General features: G+C 62.2%; 19 protein-coding genes and 1 tRNA gene. 5 read left to right on the plus strand and 15 right to left on the minus strand.

The window, feature by feature from the left end; translation table 11 throughout:
* The coding region (locus JK176_RS00005) for a transposase (protein WP_211586127.1) at positions 1-147 on the plus strand (147 nt) is incomplete at its 5' end.
* Here JK176_RS00005 and JK176_RS00010 read toward each other — a convergent pair.
* The 7 genes from JK176_RS00010 to JK176_RS00040 form a co-directional block, all read right to left on the minus strand.
* A complete protein-coding gene (locus JK176_RS00010; protein WP_249194070.1) occupies positions 87-1,163 on the minus strand; it encodes a tyrosine-type recombinase/integrase in 1,077 nt (358 codons plus the stop codon). The two genes, JK176_RS00005 and JK176_RS00010, sit on opposite strands and share 61 nt — an antisense overlap.
* A 122-nt stretch (positions 1,164-1,285) precedes the next feature.
* Positions 1,286-1,361: transfer RNA gene (locus tag JK176_RS00015), tRNA-Glu, on the minus strand.
* Positions 1,362-1,402: 41 nt separating this feature from the next.
* Positions 1,403-3,202, minus strand: coding sequence for a single-stranded-DNA-specific exonuclease RecJ (gene recJ / locus JK176_RS00020; RefSeq protein ID WP_211585832.1), 1,800 nt, complete (start codon positions 3,200-3,202; stop codon positions 1,403-1,405).
* A gap of 10 nt (positions 3,203-3,212) precedes the next feature.
* Entirely contained in the window at positions 3,213-4,214 is a 1,002-nt protein-coding gene (gene glpX, locus JK176_RS00025; protein WP_194261782.1) for a class II fructose-bisphosphatase, read from the minus strand.
* On the minus strand, positions 4,211-5,500 hold the full coding sequence (locus JK176_RS00030; RefSeq protein WP_194261783.1) for a homoserine dehydrogenase: 1,290 nt from the start codon (positions 5,498-5,500) through the stop codon (positions 4,211-4,213). Before JK176_RS00030 ends, glpX begins: the two co-directional genes overlap by 4 nt.
* Positions 5,497-6,723 (minus strand): LL-diaminopimelate aminotransferase, encoded by a 1,227-nt coding sequence (locus JK176_RS00035; protein ID WP_211585833.1) that lies wholly within the window; start codon positions 6,721-6,723, stop codon positions 5,497-5,499. The genes JK176_RS00030 and JK176_RS00035 overlap by 4 nt, the downstream gene beginning before the upstream one ends.
* A 111-nt stretch (positions 6,724-6,834) precedes the next feature.
* Entirely contained in the window at positions 6,835-7,830 is a 996-nt protein-coding gene (locus JK176_RS00040; protein WP_211585834.1) for a hypothetical protein, read from the minus strand.
* 165 nt (positions 7,831-7,995) lie between these two features.
* Between JK176_RS00040 and JK176_RS00045 the strand changes: the two genes are divergently transcribed.
* Positions 7,996-8,673, plus strand: coding sequence for an ATP-dependent Clp protease proteolytic subunit (locus JK176_RS00045; protein ID WP_194261786.1), 678 nt, complete (start codon positions 7,996-7,998; stop codon positions 8,671-8,673).
* 54 nt (positions 8,674-8,727) lie between these two features.
* Entirely contained in the window at positions 8,728-9,702 is a 975-nt protein-coding gene (locus JK176_RS00050) for a ferritin-like domain-containing protein (RefSeq protein WP_194261787.1), read from the plus strand.
* 65 nt (positions 9,703-9,767) lie between these two features.
* Here the strand turns inward: JK176_RS00050 and recA are convergent, their stop codons facing one another.
* From recA to JK176_RS00085, 7 genes are all read right to left on the minus strand, one after another.
* Positions 9,768-10,805, minus strand: coding sequence for a recombinase RecA (recA, locus tag JK176_RS00055; protein WP_206032902.1), 1,038 nt, complete (start codon positions 10,803-10,805; stop codon positions 9,768-9,770).
* A gap of 204 nt (positions 10,806-11,009) precedes the next feature.
* Complete coding sequence (locus JK176_RS00060) at positions 11,010-12,086, minus strand: flagellar biosynthesis protein FlhB (protein WP_194261789.1); 1,077 nt, start codon at positions 12,084-12,086, stop codon at positions 11,010-11,012.
* Between the two features lie 3 nt (positions 12,087-12,089).
* Positions 12,090-12,944 carry a flagellar biosynthetic protein FliR gene (locus JK176_RS00065; RefSeq protein WP_349291883.1) on the minus strand — a complete coding sequence of 285 codons (855 nt, stop codon included), beginning with the start codon at positions 12,942-12,944 and terminating at the stop codon, positions 12,090-12,092.
* A 59-nt stretch (positions 12,945-13,003) separates the two neighbouring features.
* Complete coding sequence (locus tag JK176_RS00070) at positions 13,004-13,276, minus strand: flagellar biosynthetic protein FliQ (RefSeq protein WP_194261790.1); 273 nt, start codon at positions 13,274-13,276, stop codon at positions 13,004-13,006.
* Between the two features lie 2 nt (positions 13,277-13,278).
* On the minus strand, positions 13,279-13,626 hold the full coding sequence (gene fliE, locus JK176_RS00075) for a flagellar hook-basal body complex protein FliE (protein ID WP_194261791.1): 348 nt from the start codon (positions 13,624-13,626) through the stop codon (positions 13,279-13,281).
* Positions 13,627-13,631: 5 nt separating this feature from the next.
* On the minus strand, positions 13,632-14,039 hold the full coding sequence (gene flgC, locus JK176_RS00080) for a flagellar basal body rod protein FlgC (protein ID WP_194261792.1): 408 nt from the start codon (positions 14,037-14,039) through the stop codon (positions 13,632-13,634).
* 13 nt (positions 14,040-14,052) lie between these two features.
* Entirely contained in the window at positions 14,053-14,445 is a 393-nt protein-coding gene (locus JK176_RS00085) for a flagellar basal body protein (RefSeq protein ID WP_099286187.1), read from the minus strand.
* A gap of 225 nt (positions 14,446-14,670) precedes the next feature.
* On the opposite strand from JK176_RS00085, the gene JK176_RS00090 reads away from it, so the two are divergent.
* Together JK176_RS00090 and fliP are read left to right on the plus strand one after the other, a co-directional pair.
* The gene (locus tag JK176_RS00090) at positions 14,671-14,976 is read left to right on the plus strand and encodes a flagellar biosynthetic protein FliO (protein WP_211573938.1); all 306 of its coding nucleotides are present in this window, start codon (positions 14,671-14,673) and stop codon (positions 14,974-14,976) included.
* Positions 14,977-15,017: 41 nt separating this feature from the next.
* Positions 15,018-15,740 (plus strand): flagellar type III secretion system pore protein FliP, encoded by a 723-nt coding sequence (gene fliP / locus JK176_RS00095; RefSeq protein ID WP_407925761.1) that lies wholly within the window; start codon positions 15,018-15,020, stop codon positions 15,738-15,740.
* Between the two features lie 52 nt (positions 15,741-15,792).
* Here the strand turns inward: fliP and JK176_RS00100 are convergent, their stop codons facing one another.
* Positions 15,793-17,211 (minus strand): gamma-glutamyltransferase, encoded by a 1,419-nt coding sequence (locus JK176_RS00100; RefSeq protein WP_211585835.1) that lies wholly within the window; start codon positions 17,209-17,211, stop codon positions 15,793-15,795.
* Positions 17,212-17,231 lie beyond the last annotated feature (20 nt).

Here is a 17,231-nt window from a genome sequence, read left to right on the forward strand (position 1 = left end):
CTATATAAAAAGCGCCATCTGATCGAAAACATGTTCGCAAAGCTGAAAGACTGGCGACGTGTTGCGACCCGATATGAGCGCTGCGCTCATACATTCATGTCCGCAATCCACATCGCAGCAAGCGTCATCTTCTGCCTCAAAGAATGAGTCCTGAGCCTAGTGGCTTCATTCCGGAGGTCGTGAAACGTCAGATCGTCAAGCCCTGCTTTTTTAACACGCCGACCGTATCGTACTGAAAAAGCGCGTTCATCGCCGATTTGGAAGATCAGGTCATCCGGATCAGGTGGAGCAGAAAGCGTGTTCAGCTTGTCGTAGAGGAGCGCTCGTGCCCCGGGCATCAGCGGGCGTAATTCCGGTCCCATCTCCTCGGCAAGATGCAGGGTCTTTGTGTGTCGGAGCGAAATTGTTCGTGCCACAAGATTAACATCGCGCCAGCGCAGGGACGCGGCTTCGCCTAATCGGGTGGCCTGCTCGATGGCCCATCTCACAAACCAGACGTCATCCGGATGGCTTTCGGACGTCACTGCGGCAAGCAGGCGGTCATATTCGCTGGCTTCTGTCATGTTGGGAGGATTGGGGGTCGTTGGGCTCTCCGGAGCGTCTTCCTGCAGTCGTCGGTTGCGCTTGCGATCGGCGCCCGTTGGCCGCTTGATCATACGGCCTGAAGCCGGATTCAGCGTGAGCGGAACATCCCATTCGCTCATGGCATGATTGAGGATGGAGGCCAGAAGGTTGAGCCGCTTGACGACTGTCGCAGGGGCCAGATCCTTGCCCTGGCGGTCGCGAAAGCCTCGAACTTCTGGAACCGTCAGGCGAGAAAGCTTCAGGTCTGCGATGGGATCGCGAAGCAGTGCCGGGATATGGCCTGTCCGGTCAGCGTCGCGGTGAGCCAGGCATTCGTCACGGTAGCGCTCGATCAGAGTTCGAAGCACGAGGCCGTCCAGGGCCCGGACGTCGATATGACGCCCTTCGCGGACTTTGACCGAGGTTTCCTCGAGCCACGCGCGGGCAAGACGGGCGGTGTCAAATGTTCTGATGATCCGCTGGCCGTTGACCAGCTTGCGGGCCCTGTATTGCTTTGGCCCCCGGCAACTCACACCATCGGGCAGCGGACGTCCCGTGGCGGGATCTTTAGCATTTTCGGCGGACTTTATACGGGCCATGAGACGAACTCCGAAATGAGACGGAATCGTCATTGGTCCAGAATTGGTCCAAAATCGCTACTTAATTTTTTGGCTCTGGCGCCCGATATAGCTTTAATCTGCTGATATCATTACCAAAAATTTGGTGTCCCGTACGGGATTCGAACCCGTGTTGCCGCCGTGAAAGGGCAGTGTCCTAGGCCTCTAGACGAACGGGACTGGAGGCGTGAGCGGGTGTATAGAGGGGGTTTCGGGGGGCGTCAAGCGGCTGTTGCGTCGGAAATGAAAAAAGATAGATTTTTTCGCTCCTGCCATGTTTCGGCGCGCAATGTGCCTGCGACGTGGAGCAGCGGCATGGCGCGGTCTTCCAGCAGGGGGGCGAAGGGTTTGTCGCCTGCACGGAAGACCAGACCCCGCAGGCGGGTGTTTCCGTCCTCGCCCTGAAGGATAACGCGGAGCGTGTTGCCGTCCTTGCCGATGCGTTCGCTTTTGACGCAGCGGACATTGCTGATGGCGAGAACGGGTTCTTCATTGCCGGGGCCGAAAGGTTCCAGTCGGGCGAGCTGATCGGCGACGGCGATGGAGGCTCCGGCCAGTGTCATGATGCCGTCGAGTTTCAGCGCGTCCTGTTTGGGGAGTGCCAGTGCCGTGGAGAGCTGGGTGTTCAGGGCGGCGTGGAAGTCTTCCGCGCGGTCTGCGGCAAGGGAGAACCCGGCGGCCATGGCGTGTCCGCCGCCTGTGAGGAGGAGGCCGTTCTGGCGGGCGGCGATGATGGCGGTTCCGAGGTCCAGTCCGGGAACCGAGCGGGCTGAGCCTTTAATGATGCCATCGGTCAGGGCGGCGACCAGGGCAGGGCGATTGTAGCGCTCTTTCAGGCGGCCTGCGACGATGCCAACCACACCGGGGTGCCAGTTTTCACCATGCAGGAAGATGACGGCGTGGCCTGCATCAAGCTGCTGCTGGGCCTGTTCCATCGCGGAATCGAGGATGGTGGATTCGACGGTCTGGCGCTGGCGGTTGACGCGATCGAGTTGTTCCGCGAGGGCGCGGGCTTCTACGACGTCTTCGGACAGCAGGAGTTTCAGGCCAAGATCGGCCTGTGCGATGCGGCCTCCGGCATTGATGCGAGGCCCGAGGGCAAAGCCGCAGGCCATAGCGCTGGCTTCTTCCTTCACGCCTGCGACGGAGGAGAGCGTGGCCAGTCCGAGGCGCTCTCCACGCGACATGACGCGCAGACCCTGCATGACCAGTGCGCGGTTCAGGCCGGTCAGGGGCATGACGTCGCAGATGGTGGCGAGGGCCGTGAGGTCGAGGCGCTGGAGCAGGTCGGGGATGGCCTGTTCGTCGTCGAACCAGTTGGTGCGGCGCAGGAGTCGGATCGTGGCGACCATAGTGAGGAATGCGACGGCTGTGGCGCAGATGTTGTTCAGGCCCGACGCACAGTCCAGCCGGTTTGGGTTGACCACGATGCCTTTTGGCAGGGCGGCTCCGTCGGGTTTGTGGTGATCGAGAACGATGATGTCGGCACGGTCTGTCAGGCCGTTGAGGATGTCGATCGCAGCTGTGCCGCAGTCGATGCAGACCAGCAGGGTCGCACCTTGTGACAGCAGGTTTTCAAGGGCTGCGGTGTTGGGGCCGTAGCCTTCGGTCAGGCGGTCGGGGATATGGGTGCTGACGGTGCAGCCGAGTTCGCGCAGCGTGTCGCAGACGAGGGCTGTGCCGCAGGCGCCGTCCACGTCGTAGTCGCCGAACAGGCCGACATGCTCGTGGTTGCGGACGGCCTGTGCGAGACGTTCGGCGGCCCGGTCCATGTCCTGCAGGCAGGAGGGGTCGGGCATGGCGTCGCGCAGGCGGGGATTGAGAAACGAAGAGGCGTCGTGGGGTGCGACGCCTCGTGCCGAGAGGATACGGGCCAGAAGTTCAGGAATATTGGCCTGCTGGGCGAGAGCGAGAGCCAGCCGGTTGTCTGCTTCCGCCAGTCTGGGATCGCGCCAGATCCAGCGGCGGTTTCCTGCACTTCGGGTTACGCCGAGGACGGCGCCCGTATCGTCTGCGAGCATGGTTCTCCGTTCAGGACGCGGGTTCTGCCTGTGGTTTGAAGCTGTGATGGCTCTCTATATAGCGCACCGTGCGGGATTTTGAACGCATCACGATGGAATGCGTGCGGGCACGGGTGGCGCTCGGACGTTCCACGCCCTTCAGGAGCGGGCCGGATGTGACGCCTGTTGCGGAGAACAGGACGTTGCCGGCGGCCATGTCGTGCAGGTAGAGCTTGCGGGCCGGGTCGAGGCCGTTCGCCATTTCGCGGGCGCGCTGACGCTGGGTGTCGTCTTCGAACAGGAGGCGGCCCTGCATCTGGCCTTCCATACAGCGGATGGCTGCGGCGGCCAGAACGCCTTCGGGCGCACCACCGGAACCGGCGTACAGATCCACACCGCCGCCGTCTACGCAGGTTGCGATGGCGGCTGCGACGTCACCGTCGCTGAGGAGCATGACGCGGGCACCGGCTTCGCGGGCATAAGCGATCAGCTCTTCATGTCTTTCACGGTCAAGCGCGCACAGGACCATGTCCGACACGTTGCGCTTTTTGGCCTTGGCCAGCGAGCGGAGATTGTTGCCGATCGAGGCGTCCAGATCCACTACGCCTTCCGGAAGGTCCGGGCCGACGACGATCTTTTCCATGTAGATGTCAGGCGCGTGGAGGAACTTGCCGCGCTCGGCCAGCGCCACGACTGTCAGGGCGTTCGGCAGGCTCTTGGCGCAGAGATTCGTGCCTTCGAGCGGATCGACCGCGATGTCCATCGCCGGTCCGCCAGAGCCGACTTTCTCGCCGATATAGAGCATCGGGGCTTCGTCCATCTCGCCTTCGCCGATGGTGACGATGCCGTCAATGGCGACGGTGTCGAAGGCGGCGCGCATGGCCTGTACGGCTGCGCCGTCCGCCTCGTTCTTCTGGCCGCGACCGGTCCAGTGTGCGGAAGCGATTGCGGCCGCTTCCGTCACGCGGACGAGCTCAAGGGCAAGGTTGCGGTCAGTGACGCGATAGGGGGGGATGTTCTGAGGGTCGATCACGCAAGGGGATCCTCGATTTTGAGCACAAGCGGCTTTCCGGTCACGACAGGAAGGACGGCGAGTGCTGTTGCGGCTGCATGAATGGCTTTTTCAGGAACCTGATGGGTGATGATTGTCAGGTCGGCGCATCCGGTTGCAGCATCATGCTGGGAAACAAAGTGAACGGAGACATCGTGGTCCCGGAGAACCGATGTCAGCTCTGCCATTACGCCCGGACGGTCCTGAACGTTTAGACGTAAATAGAAAGCGCTGTTCAAATCAGCGAGACTGGCGCAGTCGGCAGCGGGTGAAACGGAAGCTGTGCCCCACACCGGAATGGCGGTTCCCCGCGCCAGATCGATCAGATCGGCGACGACGGCGCTGGCGGTCGGGCCTTCGCCCGCGCCACGACCGGAGATGGTCATTGGACCGCTGAAGACTCCCTGCGTGGAGACGGCGTTGAACACGCCATCGACGGCGGCGATGGGGGCTTTGGTAGGAACGAGGCAGGGCCGGACCCATGCTGCGACGCTGCCGTTGTCAGCCTGCCGGGCCATGCCGAGGAGCTTGATGCGGTATCCGAGTTCGTCGGCGAACTTCAGATCGGTCGCGGTGATGTCGCGGATACCCTGAACGGAGAGCGTCTTGAACGCGATGGGGCGGAAGGCCAGACCGGCCAGAATGGCGAGTTTGTGGGCCGTGTCCCAGCCATCCACATCCGTGGAGGGTTCGGCTTCGGCATAGCCCTTGGCCTGCGCTTCGGTCAGGACGTCCGTGAAATCCCGGCCCGTGGCGCGCATTTCGGTCAGGATGTAGTTGCAGGTCCCGTTCAGGATGCCGCCGACGCTGAGGAGGCGGTCTGCGGCCAGACCTTCGCGAACGAGCTTGATGGCGGGGATGCCGCCCGCCACAGCCGCCTCGAACAGGAGGGGAGCGTTCTTTTCCGAGGACAGGCGGCTGAGGCTGTCGCCATGCAGGGCCACGAGGGCCTTGTTCGCGGTCACGACCGGCAGGCCGCGTTCGAGCGCGGTGCGGACCATGTCATGCGCCGGACCTTCGGAGCCGCCGATGAGTTCGACGGCGACGTCGATCTCCGGGTCCTGCGCCACGGCGGTGGCGCTGTCGTGCCAGCGCATGGCGGACAGGTCGGCGCCACGGTCGCGCGTGCGGTCACGGGCCGTGATGGCCACGACTTCGATCGGCCGACCGGCCCGGGCGGTAATCAGGTCAGCGTTCTCACGCAGGAGACGAATGACACCGATCCCGACAGTTCCAAGTCCAGCCAGTCCGATCCGCAGTGGTTTCACGATGATGCAGCTCCAAGAAGGTCAGCGGTTCCGGCCCCGGCGCCGTGCCGGGTCATGAAGCTCTTGATGGCCCGCGTCGCCTGACGCAGCCGCTGGGTGTTTTCGACAAGTCCGATCCGGACAAAGCCCTCGCCGTATTCCCCGAATCCAAGGCCGGGTGCAACCGCAACCCCGGCTTCCTTGAGCAGGAGTTTGGAGAAGGCGACGCTGCCCATTTCGGCGAAGGCGGGGGGAATGGGGGCCCAGGCGAACATCGAGCCTGCGGGCACGGGTACGTCCCATCCGGCGCTCTGAAGGCCACGCAGGAGAACATCCCGGCGGTCTTTGTACATGGCGCGGATTTCGGACACGTAGTCCTGCGGGCCGTTCAGTGCGGCGACGGAGGCGACCTGAATGGGCGTGAAGGCGCCGTAATCCAAGTAGGACTTGATGCGTGTCAGGGCCTGAATCAGCTTCGGATTGCCGACCGCAAAGCCCATGCGCCAGCCCGCCATGGAGTAGGTCTTGGACATGGACGTGAACTCGACGGCCACGTCCTTGGCACCCGGAACGGCGAGGAGGGACGGGGGCGGCTCGTTCTCATTGAAATAGATTTCCGCGTAGGCCAGATCGGACAGGATCCAGATGTTTTCCCGGCGCGCGAAGGCCACGAGTTCCTTGTAGAAATTGAGGTTCGCGACGAAAGCCGTCGGATTGGACGGGAAGTTGACGATCAGTGCCGTGGGCTTGGGCACGGAATGACGGACGGCGCGGTCCAGAGCGCGGAGCATGTCCTCGTCCGGCGTGGCCGGGATCGAGCGGACGGAGGCTCCGGCGATGATGAAGCCGAACTGATGGATCGGGTACGATGGGTTCGGGACGAGGATCGTGTCGCCGGGGCTCGTGATGGCGGCGGAGAGGTTCGCTAGCCCTTCCTTGGAGCCCAGCGTTGCGATGACCTCGGTTTCCGGGTCCAGCGAGACGTTGAAGCGGCGCTCGTAATAATTCGCCATGGCCTTGCGCAGGCCCGGAATGCCACGGCTGACGGAATAACCGTGAGCGCGCGGATTGCCGACCGTCTCGATCAGCTTCTGCACGACATGCGCGGGTGGTGCGCTGTCGGGGTTGCCCATGCCCAGATCAATGATGTCGTCACCGGCGGCTCGCGCGGCGGCCTTGGCCTTGTTCACTTCAGCGAACACGTAGGGCGGCAGGCGGCGGATGCGGTGGAACTCTTCGGTCATGACCAGCTCTGGGGCAGAGGGTGAAAGGGAGAGGCGACGATAGACAGGTTTTTTCAGGAGTGGAACAGTCTGACTGTGACAGATCTCACAATGTGTCTTTCGGCCTCTCGGTCAGCCTCCGATCGTGACGCGCACGCCGTCGCCGATGGCTTCGGCCTTGAGGATGATGGAGGAGGCCGGGACGCCGCGTTCGATCAGGGCGCGGGCGACCACGCGGGCGCGGAGCAGGCCGAGAGCGATTTCCCGGTTCTGGTCCGCAGGGGCAAGTGCGGCGTCCGCGCTCATGAAGGCGCCGAAGCCCCGGATGGTCAGGGGGCGGTTGCCGCGCTGTGAGACGATATGCTGGTAATCGCCCTGCGGGTTGCCCATGACGTGGTCGGTGGCGGGCTGAAAGCGGATCAGGGTACCTTCGGGTGTTGAGGTGTCGATATCCGGCTGGACAGGATCGCTCAGCATGGCGTCACGCGGGAGGTCGAACCCCGGAAACTGCGGCGGTGGGGGCGGGAGGTCTCCGATTTTCGGAAATTCGCCCGGAGGGGTTGGCGGGATGGATTTGGCCACCACGGGAGGAAGTTCGGCTTCCAGGGCTGGGGGCTGTGCCTGAACAGGGGGCTTTTTTGCCGGAGCCTGAGCTGGCGCAGGAGAGGCCGTGGAGGGTGTGTCGGGTGCCGGGTTGATGGCCGACGGGCTTTCGGGCTCCGGCTGGCCAACGGTTGTCATGGTCATGCCGCTCTGTTCGGCGTTGGCGGTCGTCACGGCCGCCGGTGTAGGTTTGGGCGGCGGCGGGATGGTCGGCAGAGCGCCCTGAGCAGCACTTTCGCGCTGGGCGAGGTTGCGCTGCGCTTCAAGGCGGGTCGTCAGCGACAGGCGGGCTTCCGGGGTCGGGAGGTTCGGTGCCTGCGTGGGCGTGCGGCCGACATGGGGGTAAGGCAGGTTTTCCCCCGGCGGAGGCGCGCGCAATTTTGCGATTTCACCGCCTTCGAAGCCATGCCACCAGCCGGTGACGGTGTCGGTCATGTCCCGATGCTGGCAGGCCGTCAGAAGTGGCGCGGTCATCAGCAGGAGAAACGGGATTTTTCCCGCAGTTCTGCGTGTTGCCGCTGTCATGGGCTGCCTGCTGATCCCTGGGGCCACTGTGCCGTTCCTGCCGTCTTTGGAATGTCGAAATATGGCGGACACTAGCCGTTCGGAACGGGGATGGCGAGTGGTCCTGTCCACCTGAGACGGAAGGAGGACTTGGCACCGACGAAAACGAAGCGCAGGATAGGGGGTATGAAGATGCATGCTGGATCTGGAAACGATATGGATATCACCAGAATGAACCCGACCCGCTTGGATGACGAGCCGGATGCTCCGGAGCGCGAAACCCGCGAGGAAGACAACAAGACGCTGAACAGCCCGATCAGCGAGCTTGAAGGCCGTCTGTTCGATCAGCGGAAAGTTTTGATTTTCGGCGGTATCAACGACAAGATCGCGCGTGATGTGACCGGTCGTCTGCTGGCGCTGGCCGGAACGTCCGACAAGCCGATCGATGTCTATGTGAACTCGCCGGGCGGTCATGTGGAGAGTGGCGACACCATCCATGACATGATCCGCTTTGTGGATTCGATTGCGCCGATCAACATGATCGGGACCGGTTGGGTCGCTTCCGCCGGAGCGCTGATTTATGCGGCTGGCCGTCCCGAGCGGCGCGTCTGTCTGCCGAACACGCGCTTTCTGCTGCATCAGCCGATGGGCGGGGTGCGCGGTCCGGCCACGGATATCGACATCGAGGCGCGCGAGATCATCAAGATGCGCGAGCGTCTGAACCGTCTTTTCGCCAGAGAAACCGGGCAGACCTACGAAAAGATCGCCAAGGATACGGACCGCAACTACTGGATGTCGGCGCAGGAAGCGATCGAATACGGGCTTGTGAACCGTATCATCAATTCTGCGACCGATCTGAAGTAAAACTACAAGCTCCAAGGGGCACGGCGTGTCTTCGGGCACGCCGCGAAGACCATCATGAAAAGTCTGGCCGAAATCTATTCCCATCTTCCCGACGCACCGTCGGAGAAGACGCTAGAGCGCGTTGACTACGAAGCGCGCCACTGGAGCAGCCCGATCCAGGGTCCGCTCAAGCCCGGTACGGAAGAACACAAGCGGGCTGTCGCTGCGATGTTCCGCGACACGTTCAATCCGTACAAGCCCTCCGTCATCGACTGGCCTGAACTTGATCCGGAGACGCTGCATCGCATCACGTCCCTGCCGATCTGGGATATTGCGGTCCAGACCGAAGGCAAGGCGCGCCTTCGTATGGCCGCCTATGCGGACATGATTACCGATCCGGACATGAAAGACGCGCTTTCGCGGAATGCGTGGGAAGAGAACCGGCACAAGGAAGTTCTGTCCAAGCTGGTCGAGGCCTACAAGATTCCGATGGCACCGGAGCCTCCGTACATCACGCCGAAAGACACGGAATGGGCCTATCTGGTCACGGGTTTTTCGGAATGTGTGGACAGCTTCTTTGCGTTCGGACTGTTTGCCCTCGCCGAGCGGGCCGGGCTGTTCCCGCAGGAACTGATCGAGACGTTCGAGCCGGTGATGCAGGAAGAATGCCGCCATATCCTGCTGTTTGCGAACTGGCTGGCCTGGCATCGGGCGACCATGCCGGTGTGGAAGCGGCCTTGGTTTGAGCTGCGTGTGATCGGGGTGTGGCTGTTCTTGGCTTACGAGCGGATGGGACTGGCGCGTTCCATCGACGAAAACGGCGAAGAACATACACAGGATAACAACTTCACGGTGACGGGTGCCAAGGACATGACGGCCATGGACGTCAAGGTTCCGGACCTCATGCAGCTCTGTCTGGATGAAAACGACCGCCGATTTGCCGGCTATGATCCACGACTGCTACGGCCGACGACGACCCCTGCAATTGCACGCGCGATCATCAAGGGTGCGAAGCTCTGGGATCGGGTTCGCAACCGGGTTGCGGCCTGAGCGGTTCTTTTCGCAAGAGACGCAGGCAATAAAAAAGGGCTCCGTTACGGGAGCCCTTTTTCGTTTCAGTCTTCCGAAGCGCCGTCTGCGTCGGGCTCTGGGTCCGTCATCAGGGCGTCGGCGAGAACACCGGCTTCAGCCCGGATGCGCCGTTCGATTTCGGACGACATTTCCGGATGATCGCGGAGGAACTGCTTGGCGTTCTCACGTCCCTGACCAATCCGCTGGCTGTCGAAAGAGAACCATGCGCCGGATTTCTCGACGATGTTGCCCTTCACGCCCAGATCGAGCAGTTCGCCCATCTTGCTGATGCCTTCGCCATACATGATGTCGAACTCGACCTGACGGAACGGGGGGGCCATCTTGTTCTTGACGACCTTGACGCGGGTCTGGTTGCCGACAACCTCGTCCTTGTCCTTGATGGAGCCGATGCGGCGGATATCGAGGCGGATGGAGGAGTAGAACTTCAGGGCGTTGCCGCCCGTGGTCGTCTCCGGATTGCCGAACATCACGCCGATCTTCATACGGATCTGGTTGAGGAAGATCACGAGCGTGTTGGAGCGCGAGACCGTTCCCGTCAGCTTGCGCAGAGCCTGGCTCATGAGGCGGGCATGCAGACCCACATGGCTGTCGCCCATGTCGCCTTCAAGCTCGGCGCGTGGGACGAGGGCCGCAACGGAATCCACGACCAGAACGTCCACGGCGCCGGAACGGACGAGCGTATCGGCGATTTCCAGAGCCTGTTCGCCGGCATCCGGCTGGCTCAGGAGAAGATCGTCGATATTGACGCCGAGTTTGCGGGCGTAACCGGGGTCGAGCGCATGTTCGGCATCGATGAAGGCGACGGTGCCGCCCTTCTTCTGGGCTTCGGCCAGAACATGCAGGGCAAGTGTGGTCTTGCCCGAGCTTTCCGGGCCATAGATTTCGACAATGCGGCCGCGGGGCATGCCGCCGATCCCCAGCGCGATATCCAGCCCGATGGAGCCGGTGGAAATCACATTCGTTTCCACTTTTGGCCGCTGGCCCATGCGCATGATCGAGCCCTTGCCGAAAGCACGCTCAATCTGGCTGAGTGCGCCTTCAAGCGCCTTGGTCTTGTCCATTCAATCCTCGCAATAGGTTCGGGCTGGCGTTTGGAAACCACGATAGACCGGGCAGTCATTCTCGCAAAGTGCCATGTCAGTCATGGCTGTCGCCTGCCTGTGTTCGCAAATGTTCTTCTGGGACGCATATCATGTCTGCACCCTGTGACGCCAAGGGGAAGACAGGCTTTGGTGGAAGATTTTTTTCCTGTGCGAGGGGCAGGCTTACCTCAAGGGGGCGGAAAGGCCTGCGGGGCGTTTGAGTTTCCACACATAAGCGATGATGGCCGCGACAACCTTGAAGTGCTCGGCCGGGATCTCGCTTTCCAGCGGGAGGGTGAAGAGGGCACGGGCCAGAGGCGGATTGGCGACGATCGGGACGCGGTTGTCTTGTGCGATTTCCCTGATTCTGGCGGCGACGTCATCCATGCCTTTGGCTACGATTTTCGGAGCGCCACCTTTGCCTTTTTCATAGACAAGAGCGACTGCGTAGTGCGTCGGGTTGGTGACGACTACAGTGGCGGTCTTGACGGCTGCCATCATGCGTTGTCTGGCGGCTTTGGCTCGCAAGGCTTTCTGGCGGCCTTTCACATGCGGATCGCCTTCCGCATTTCGATACTCGTCCTTGAGGTCTTCGCGGCTCATTTTCAGCTTGGACATATGGCGAAAGCGCATCCAGAAAAGATCGAAGCCCGCGATTACCAGTTGTGCGCCGATCATCGAGGCCGCGGCACTGAATCCGAGATCCGTCATCATTTTCAGGAGGGGGCCGGGTTCCAATCCGACCATGCGTGACGCGGTTGGAATGGCGTTTTTACTGATATGCCAGAGAACTACGGCGAAGATTGCAAATTTTGCGAGGGCCTTGAACGTGTCCGGCAGGGTTCCGCCGCCTGCGATGCGTTTGAAGCCGGCGAGGGGAGAGACCCGTTCGAGTTTGGGGAGCAATGAGCCGGGGTGGATGAGAAAGCCCGTTTGCAGAAATCCGGCACCGAGACAGAAGGCGGCCACGGTGGCAGCTAGGGGTACGGCCAGGGACAGGCCCGCTTCAATGGCGTGATTCGTACTGTTCAGCAAACCGCCCTGTGCCATCGGGACGGTGCCTGCATTGGCCATGAGGGCTTTCATGCTGTGGACAAAATCCGTCACGAGGTAGGGCAGGATCATGAAGATTCCCGCAAATCCTCCCAGAAGAGCCACGAAGCTCATGGCCTCGCGGGACATGACGATCTGGCCGTCCTCGCGCGCTTTCTGGAGGCGGTGGGCTGACGGGGCTTCTGTTTTGTCGTCGGAGTCAGACATCGTTCAGAGGCTCGGAAGGGCCCGAAGGACGTCGAAGGCCTGTCCCTGCCAGATGGCGATCATGGTGCTGAGGGTGAGGCCGAGAAGGGCGATGCCGCCCAGAAGTTGCAGGGGACTGGCGGCGTTGTAGATCTGTAGCGTCGGGAGAAGGCGCGTCATGATGCCCAGCATGCCTTGCCAGACAAGGGACAGGATCAGGAAAGGGGCGCTGAGCTCCAGTCCCAGAGCGAAGCTGTGTTCTGTGAGCTGGATGACACCCTGTGCGGAATCGCCCAGCAGATTCCAGTGTGCATGTGTGTTGGCGAGGAGGAGCGCACCGCCGGGAGGAATAATGGTGTAGCTGCCGAGGATGGCGCGGATGGGCAGGATATAAGCACCCGTCACGAGCAGCACGAGCGGCGCCAGGAGGTTGAGGAAACGGGCAGGAGCGGAACTGCCGGACCCGAGATCCGGATCGGGCTGAAGGACGCTAGAAATGCCCATGCAGACTGCAATGATCTGACCGGCAATTGGCAAGGCCATGCAGATCAGTCGGGCCATCCAGCCGATCAGAACCCCCGCGAAAAGTTCGACGGCGATCATGCCGCACAGGGCGACAGGCGCGAGTGCGTCCAGATGTGTCTGCATGAGCAAAGGGGCGACGAGCGGAAGGAGCAGGACCGTCAGCGTGATGGCGCATCCGGCGCGGACCATCATCGGCATGGACTGTTCGCCAACGCCGGGCATGAGCATGACAACTCCGCCAGTACGGGAGAGAACCAGCACGAAAGCGAGGGCCCAGACGCTCAGAACCGGGCCGCTGAGGTCAAGGCCCTGAAGCACTGGAGGGACCGCCGTATCGGTAAGACCCGTGTTCACAGGACGGTTTCTTTGAGTGCGCGCATGTCAGTCAAATCCGGGTCTGAAAGGCGGCAGCCTCAGGTCGTGCCGACGAGAATGAGCTGATCGAAGAGGTGTCGGGCAAAACCGATGAGCGTCGCGGTCATGAAGGACCCTGCCATCACCATGACGGCCCCGATGGCGAGAACCTTTGGAACAAAGGACAGCGTGGCTTCATTGAGCTGCGTTACGGCCTGGACCAGGGAGACCAGAAGGCCGACGCCAAGCGCGGTCAGGAGGGCGGGGGCGCTCAGTTTGAGGGCAACGATGAACGTCTGCTCCAGAATGGCGCCCAGATCGATGGCCTGCATGGTCAGATCGTCATTTTCATCACGTCCTGATACGCCTGCACCATGCGGTCGCGGATCACGGTCGTGGTCTGCAGGGCAAGCTGTGCGTTTGAAATGGCGGTAACGATCTGGGTCATGTCGCCACCGCCTGTGAGGCCCTGAGCAGCCTTGGCTTCGGCATCATGGCCGCTGTCGATTACGCTGTTGACGGACTGCGAGAGGACGGACCCAAAATCTGTTCCGGAACTGCTGCTGCCTGCTGTGGATGGAGTGCGAAGGCCGTCCGCAATATCGTCCGTCACGCCCTCAAGGCGGCTCTGGAGGCTCTGGACGGCGTAGGCGTTATGGGCGTGGGAAAGGGAGGTGAGCATCTGGGTTACTTCAGCAGGTCGAGTGTGCGGGACAGCATGGTCCGGCTGCTCTGCATGGCGTTCAGGTTGGCTTCGTAAGAGCGCTCGGCTTCGCGCATGTCCATCATCTCGGTCATGGAATCCACGTTGGAAACCTTGACGTAGCCGCGCTCATCGGCGGCGGGATGGGACGGGTCGTAACGGGTGTCGAAATCCGACATGTCCTGACCGATGTTCTGGACGCCGACGGTCGAGGCACCGCTTTCGTTGTCCACCTGTTCGGCAAAGGTGATGGTTTTGCGGCGGTAGGGATCAGCGCCCGGCTGGGAGCCGGTTGTATCCTGATTGGCGAGGTTTTCCGCAACAATACGCAGGCGCTGGGACTGTGCGTCCATGCCGCTTGCGGAAATACCGATGGTGGTGGACAGGTTCATCCGTCAGCGTCCTTTATTTGCCGAGCGCTGTCTGGAACATGCTCAGATATTTGGAATAGACGTTTACAGCGAGGTGCTGCTGGTCATTTACATCCGCGACCTGTTCCATCTGTTGGTCCAGGGAGATCTGGTTTCCGTCCAGAGACTGTTCCGACGACGTTTCGATGACGTGCGCGCCAGAGGCGGTGTATCCGATATGATTGGGCTGCGTGACGGTGGGTGTGATGTCGAATTCGCCCAGAGCGGCTTCGAACGGGGAGACGTCTTTGGCCTGATAGTCCGGCGTATCGGAATTGGCGATGTTGCCAGCCAGCACCTGCTGACGGGCCTGAAGCCAGTTCATGCGGTCACGGCCCAGAGAAAAGAGGTCGGTGCCGCCTGCGCTTGTTGAGTCGATGTTACGCATCGCGACAGTCTCCGTCATGCAGGAACCGGGAAAATGCCGGCGAGGGGCATGATGGCGTGAAATCTTTAATAAATGATTGCCTGAGCCGCAGATTCGGGGGTGGGCGACCGATATGCATCGCCTGTTTTGAGGAGTGCCGTCCGCCTCCTGCGTGAAATTCGTCGTCAATTAAGCGGTCATTAACTGATCTTGGGCATCATGCCGGGGAATGAGGATGACTGACCTATGACCCTGCATGAATGCGCGAACGCGATTGCCGCGCTGATTTTCATTGTTGTGCTGATTTTCTGTAGCCGGCCCCTGTTGCGGTTGCTGGAGCAGAAAAAAAATGGCGCGCGGGGCGGGCAGGCTGGGTTGTCGCTTGTGGGGCAGATGGCGCTCGACCGGACGCGGCGTCTTTCGGTTGTGCGGTATGGCACGCGGGAAGTTCTGGTTCTGACGGGGGGCAATCAGGACATCCTGATGGACTGGACGGAGCGGGAGACGTTTGCCTCGGCGCTGGATGACTCCGCTGTGGAGGACGTGGCGTGAGGCAGGCTCTGATGCGGTTTGGAGCCTTTTTGCCGTTTGTGATGCTGCTGACGTGTGTGTGTGTGCCGTCGCTGGCGCATGCGCAGTCCGTGAGCATTGATCTGGGGCAGAACGGAGCGACCGGGGGAGCTGGGACGACCAGTCGTCTGGTGCAGCTTACGGCGCTGATTACGGTTCTCTCTCTGGCGCCGAGCCTGCTGGTGATGATTACGGCGTTTACGCGGATCGTGATCGTTCTGTCGCTGCTGCGCAGTGCGCTTGGCGCGCAGGGGACGCCGCCCAATACGGTTTTGATCGGGCTGTCGCTGTTTCTGACACTGTTCGTGATGCAGCCGACGCTTCAGAAGTCGTGGGATGCGGGGATCGAGCCGATGATGGCGGGGCGTGTTGGGGAAATGGAGGGGCTGACGGCGGCGGCCCAGCCGTTTCACGATTTCATGGCGGTGACGGCGCGGCCTGCGGATGTGGCGACGTTCCTCAATATTGCGCATGAGAAACCGCCTGCGAAGATTGGCGATACGCCCTGGCGTGTGCTGGTGCCGGCCTTCATGATCGGGGAGTTGCGGCGCGGTTTTGAGATGGGATTTCTGCTCTATCTACCGTTTCTGGTCATCGATCTGGTGGTGTCCAGCGTGTTGATGAGCCTTGGCATGATGATGCTGCCGCCGAGTACCGTGTCGCTTCCGTTCAAGCTGATCTTTTTCGTGGTCGTTGACGGATGGTCACTGGTCGCGGGAAGTCTGGTGCGAAGTTTTACCGGATAGGATCCGGAGATGAAAAAGCCCCGCCGGTTCAACAATCGGCGGGGCTTTTTTGTTAGTGGGTGCTGTCGTTTGTGGTGCCTGCCGCGAGGCCTGCGGCGCGGGGGTCGGTGACGCCGCGGCACGAATCGTCGCCGTGGCAGACAATCGCGTTGATGCGACCTGCGCCTTCATGGGGGATCGGGGCGTCATGGGCGGCGGCACGGGCTGCGTCTCCGACAGCGTCCGCGGCCTCGTTCTGGCCTGAAGCCGCAATGACGGCGCGCAGGCTGCGTTGGTCACGCAGGATTGCAGCCGAAAGCAGGGGCTGTGGCGTGCGGGCCGGGGAGGCGCTGAGGACAACGCCGGTGCTGCCAGCGATGCGGCCTGTTCCGAACAGGTTGTTTTCGCTCAGGGCGCAGGCCACGGCCATACCGGAATGGTCGGTTACGACAAAGGATGTCGAAGCAGGAAGGGAGGGCAGGCTGGCGTTGCCGGAACGGCCGCTGTCGAGAGCGGCCTGAGCCGCGGCGAGGGTCGTGTTACCCGAGGCGCGCCATGCGGCGACAGCACCCTGTGCGGAAGCGCCCGTCGTGTATCGGATCGCCGCGCCGAGGCCGCCATCGGCGGGGGGGGCGAGGAATGCGGCGTTTATGCCGCCCTGATGGGTCGTCAGGGCGTCCGTCTGGACGGGGAGGGTCTGACGCATGTTGTCGTCGTTCAGACCGCCGCCTGCTTTCTGGGCGGCAGTGACGTAAACGTCGGCGAGGGCGCCGTTATAGAGGTCGCCGACGCCTGCGACGCGGATGCGCTCTAAGAAGCCTGCGAGGCGTGGCTGGGCCAGACTGTCGCCGGCGGCGAGCGTGTTGGCTTCGCCGCGTCCGAAAATGGCGCGCGCATTTTCATCCGCGAGAAGGGCCGTGTGGACGGCGGCCAGATCGGTTGCCAGAGCGCGGCTGACGGTAATGCCGGTGCTGGCGAGATTCAGGGCCGGGGCGATCAGATCGTTGAACTCGACCGTGCCGAAATGGAGCTGCATCAGATACAGGCCACGGAAGCTGGCAGGCGTACCGGCTGGGCGGTCGGCGCCTTTGCTGGTGCCGGGGCGGGGCAGGAAGGAAATGGACTGCGCCGCTTCGCCGGGTCGGCTGATCAGGCATGCTCCGCCGCCGCCATAGGAGGCGCGGGAGGGCAGGGTAACGCCAAGGGCGAGGGCCGTGGCGGTTGCGGCATCGGCAGCGTTGCCGCCGCGGGCCAGCACGTCATGGCCGACCAGCGCGGCCTGGGGCTCGTCGGCGACGACCGTGCCGATGCTGCCGCCTGCGGGGGCGGCTGTTTCGCTGATGCCCACGAGGTGGGAGCCCGGGATCCACGAGCAGGCGCCCAGAAGGAGGCCCGAGGCTACCGAGGCCATCAGTGAGGCCGGGAGACGGGACGCGATGCGACGGGTCTGTGTGGCGTCCGGGGTGGAAATCTGGTGCTGACGATGCGCCACCTGGCGTTTCTCCAATGTCT

Source organism: Gluconobacter sp. Dm-73, assembly GCF_018256215.1.
In the GTDB taxonomy this organism is placed as follows: Bacteria; Pseudomonadota; Alphaproteobacteria; order Acetobacterales; family Acetobacteraceae; genus Gluconobacter; species Gluconobacter cadivus.

Coding starts and splice junctions, on each gene's coding strand:
- JK176_RS00010 (WP_249194070.1), bottom strand. CDS start 1,163: ATGGCCCGTATAAAGTCCGCCGAAAATGCTAAAGATCCCGCCACGGGA.
- recJ (WP_211585832.1), bottom strand. CDS start 3,202: ATGCTCGCAGACGATACGGGCGCCGTCCTCGGCGTAACCCGAAGTGCA.
- JK176_RS00035 (WP_211585833.1), bottom strand. CDS start 6,723: ATGACCGAAGAGTTCCACCGCATCCGCCGCCTGCCGCCCTACGTGTTC.
- JK176_RS00040 (WP_211585834.1), bottom strand. CDS start 7,830: ATGACAGCGGCAACACGCAGAACTGCGGGAAAAATCCCGTTTCTCCTG.
- JK176_RS00045 (WP_194261786.1), top strand. CDS start 7,996: ATGAAGATGCATGCTGGATCTGGAAACGATATGGATATCACCAGAATG.
- JK176_RS00050 (WP_194261787.1), top strand. CDS start 8,728: ATGAAAAGTCTGGCCGAAATCTATTCCCATCTTCCCGACGCACCGTCG.
- recA (WP_206032902.1), bottom strand. CDS start 10,805: ATGGACAAGACCAAGGCGCTTGAAGGCGCACTCAGCCAGATTGAGCGT.
- JK176_RS00060 (WP_194261789.1), bottom strand. CDS start 12,086: ATGTCTGACTCCGACGACAAAACAGAAGCCCCGTCAGCCCACCGCCTC.
- JK176_RS00070 (WP_194261790.1), bottom strand. CDS start 13,276: ATGCAGGCCATCGATCTGGGCGCCATTCTGGAGCAGACGTTCATCGTT.
- fliE (WP_194261791.1), bottom strand. CDS start 13,626: ATGCTCACCTCCCTTTCCCACGCCCATAACGCCTACGCCGTCCAGAGC.
- flgC (WP_194261792.1), bottom strand. CDS start 14,039: ATGAACCTGTCCACCACCATCGGTATTTCCGCAAGCGGCATGGACGCA.
- JK176_RS00085 (WP_099286187.1), bottom strand. CDS start 14,445: ATGCGTAACATCGACTCAACAAGCGCAGGCGGCACCGACCTCTTTTCT.
- JK176_RS00090 (WP_211573938.1), top strand. CDS start 14,671: ATGACCCTGCATGAATGCGCGAACGCGATTGCCGCGCTGATTTTCATT.
- fliP (WP_407925761.1), top strand. CDS start 15,018: ATGCTGCTGACGTGTGTGTGTGTGCCGTCGCTGGCGCATGCGCAGTCC.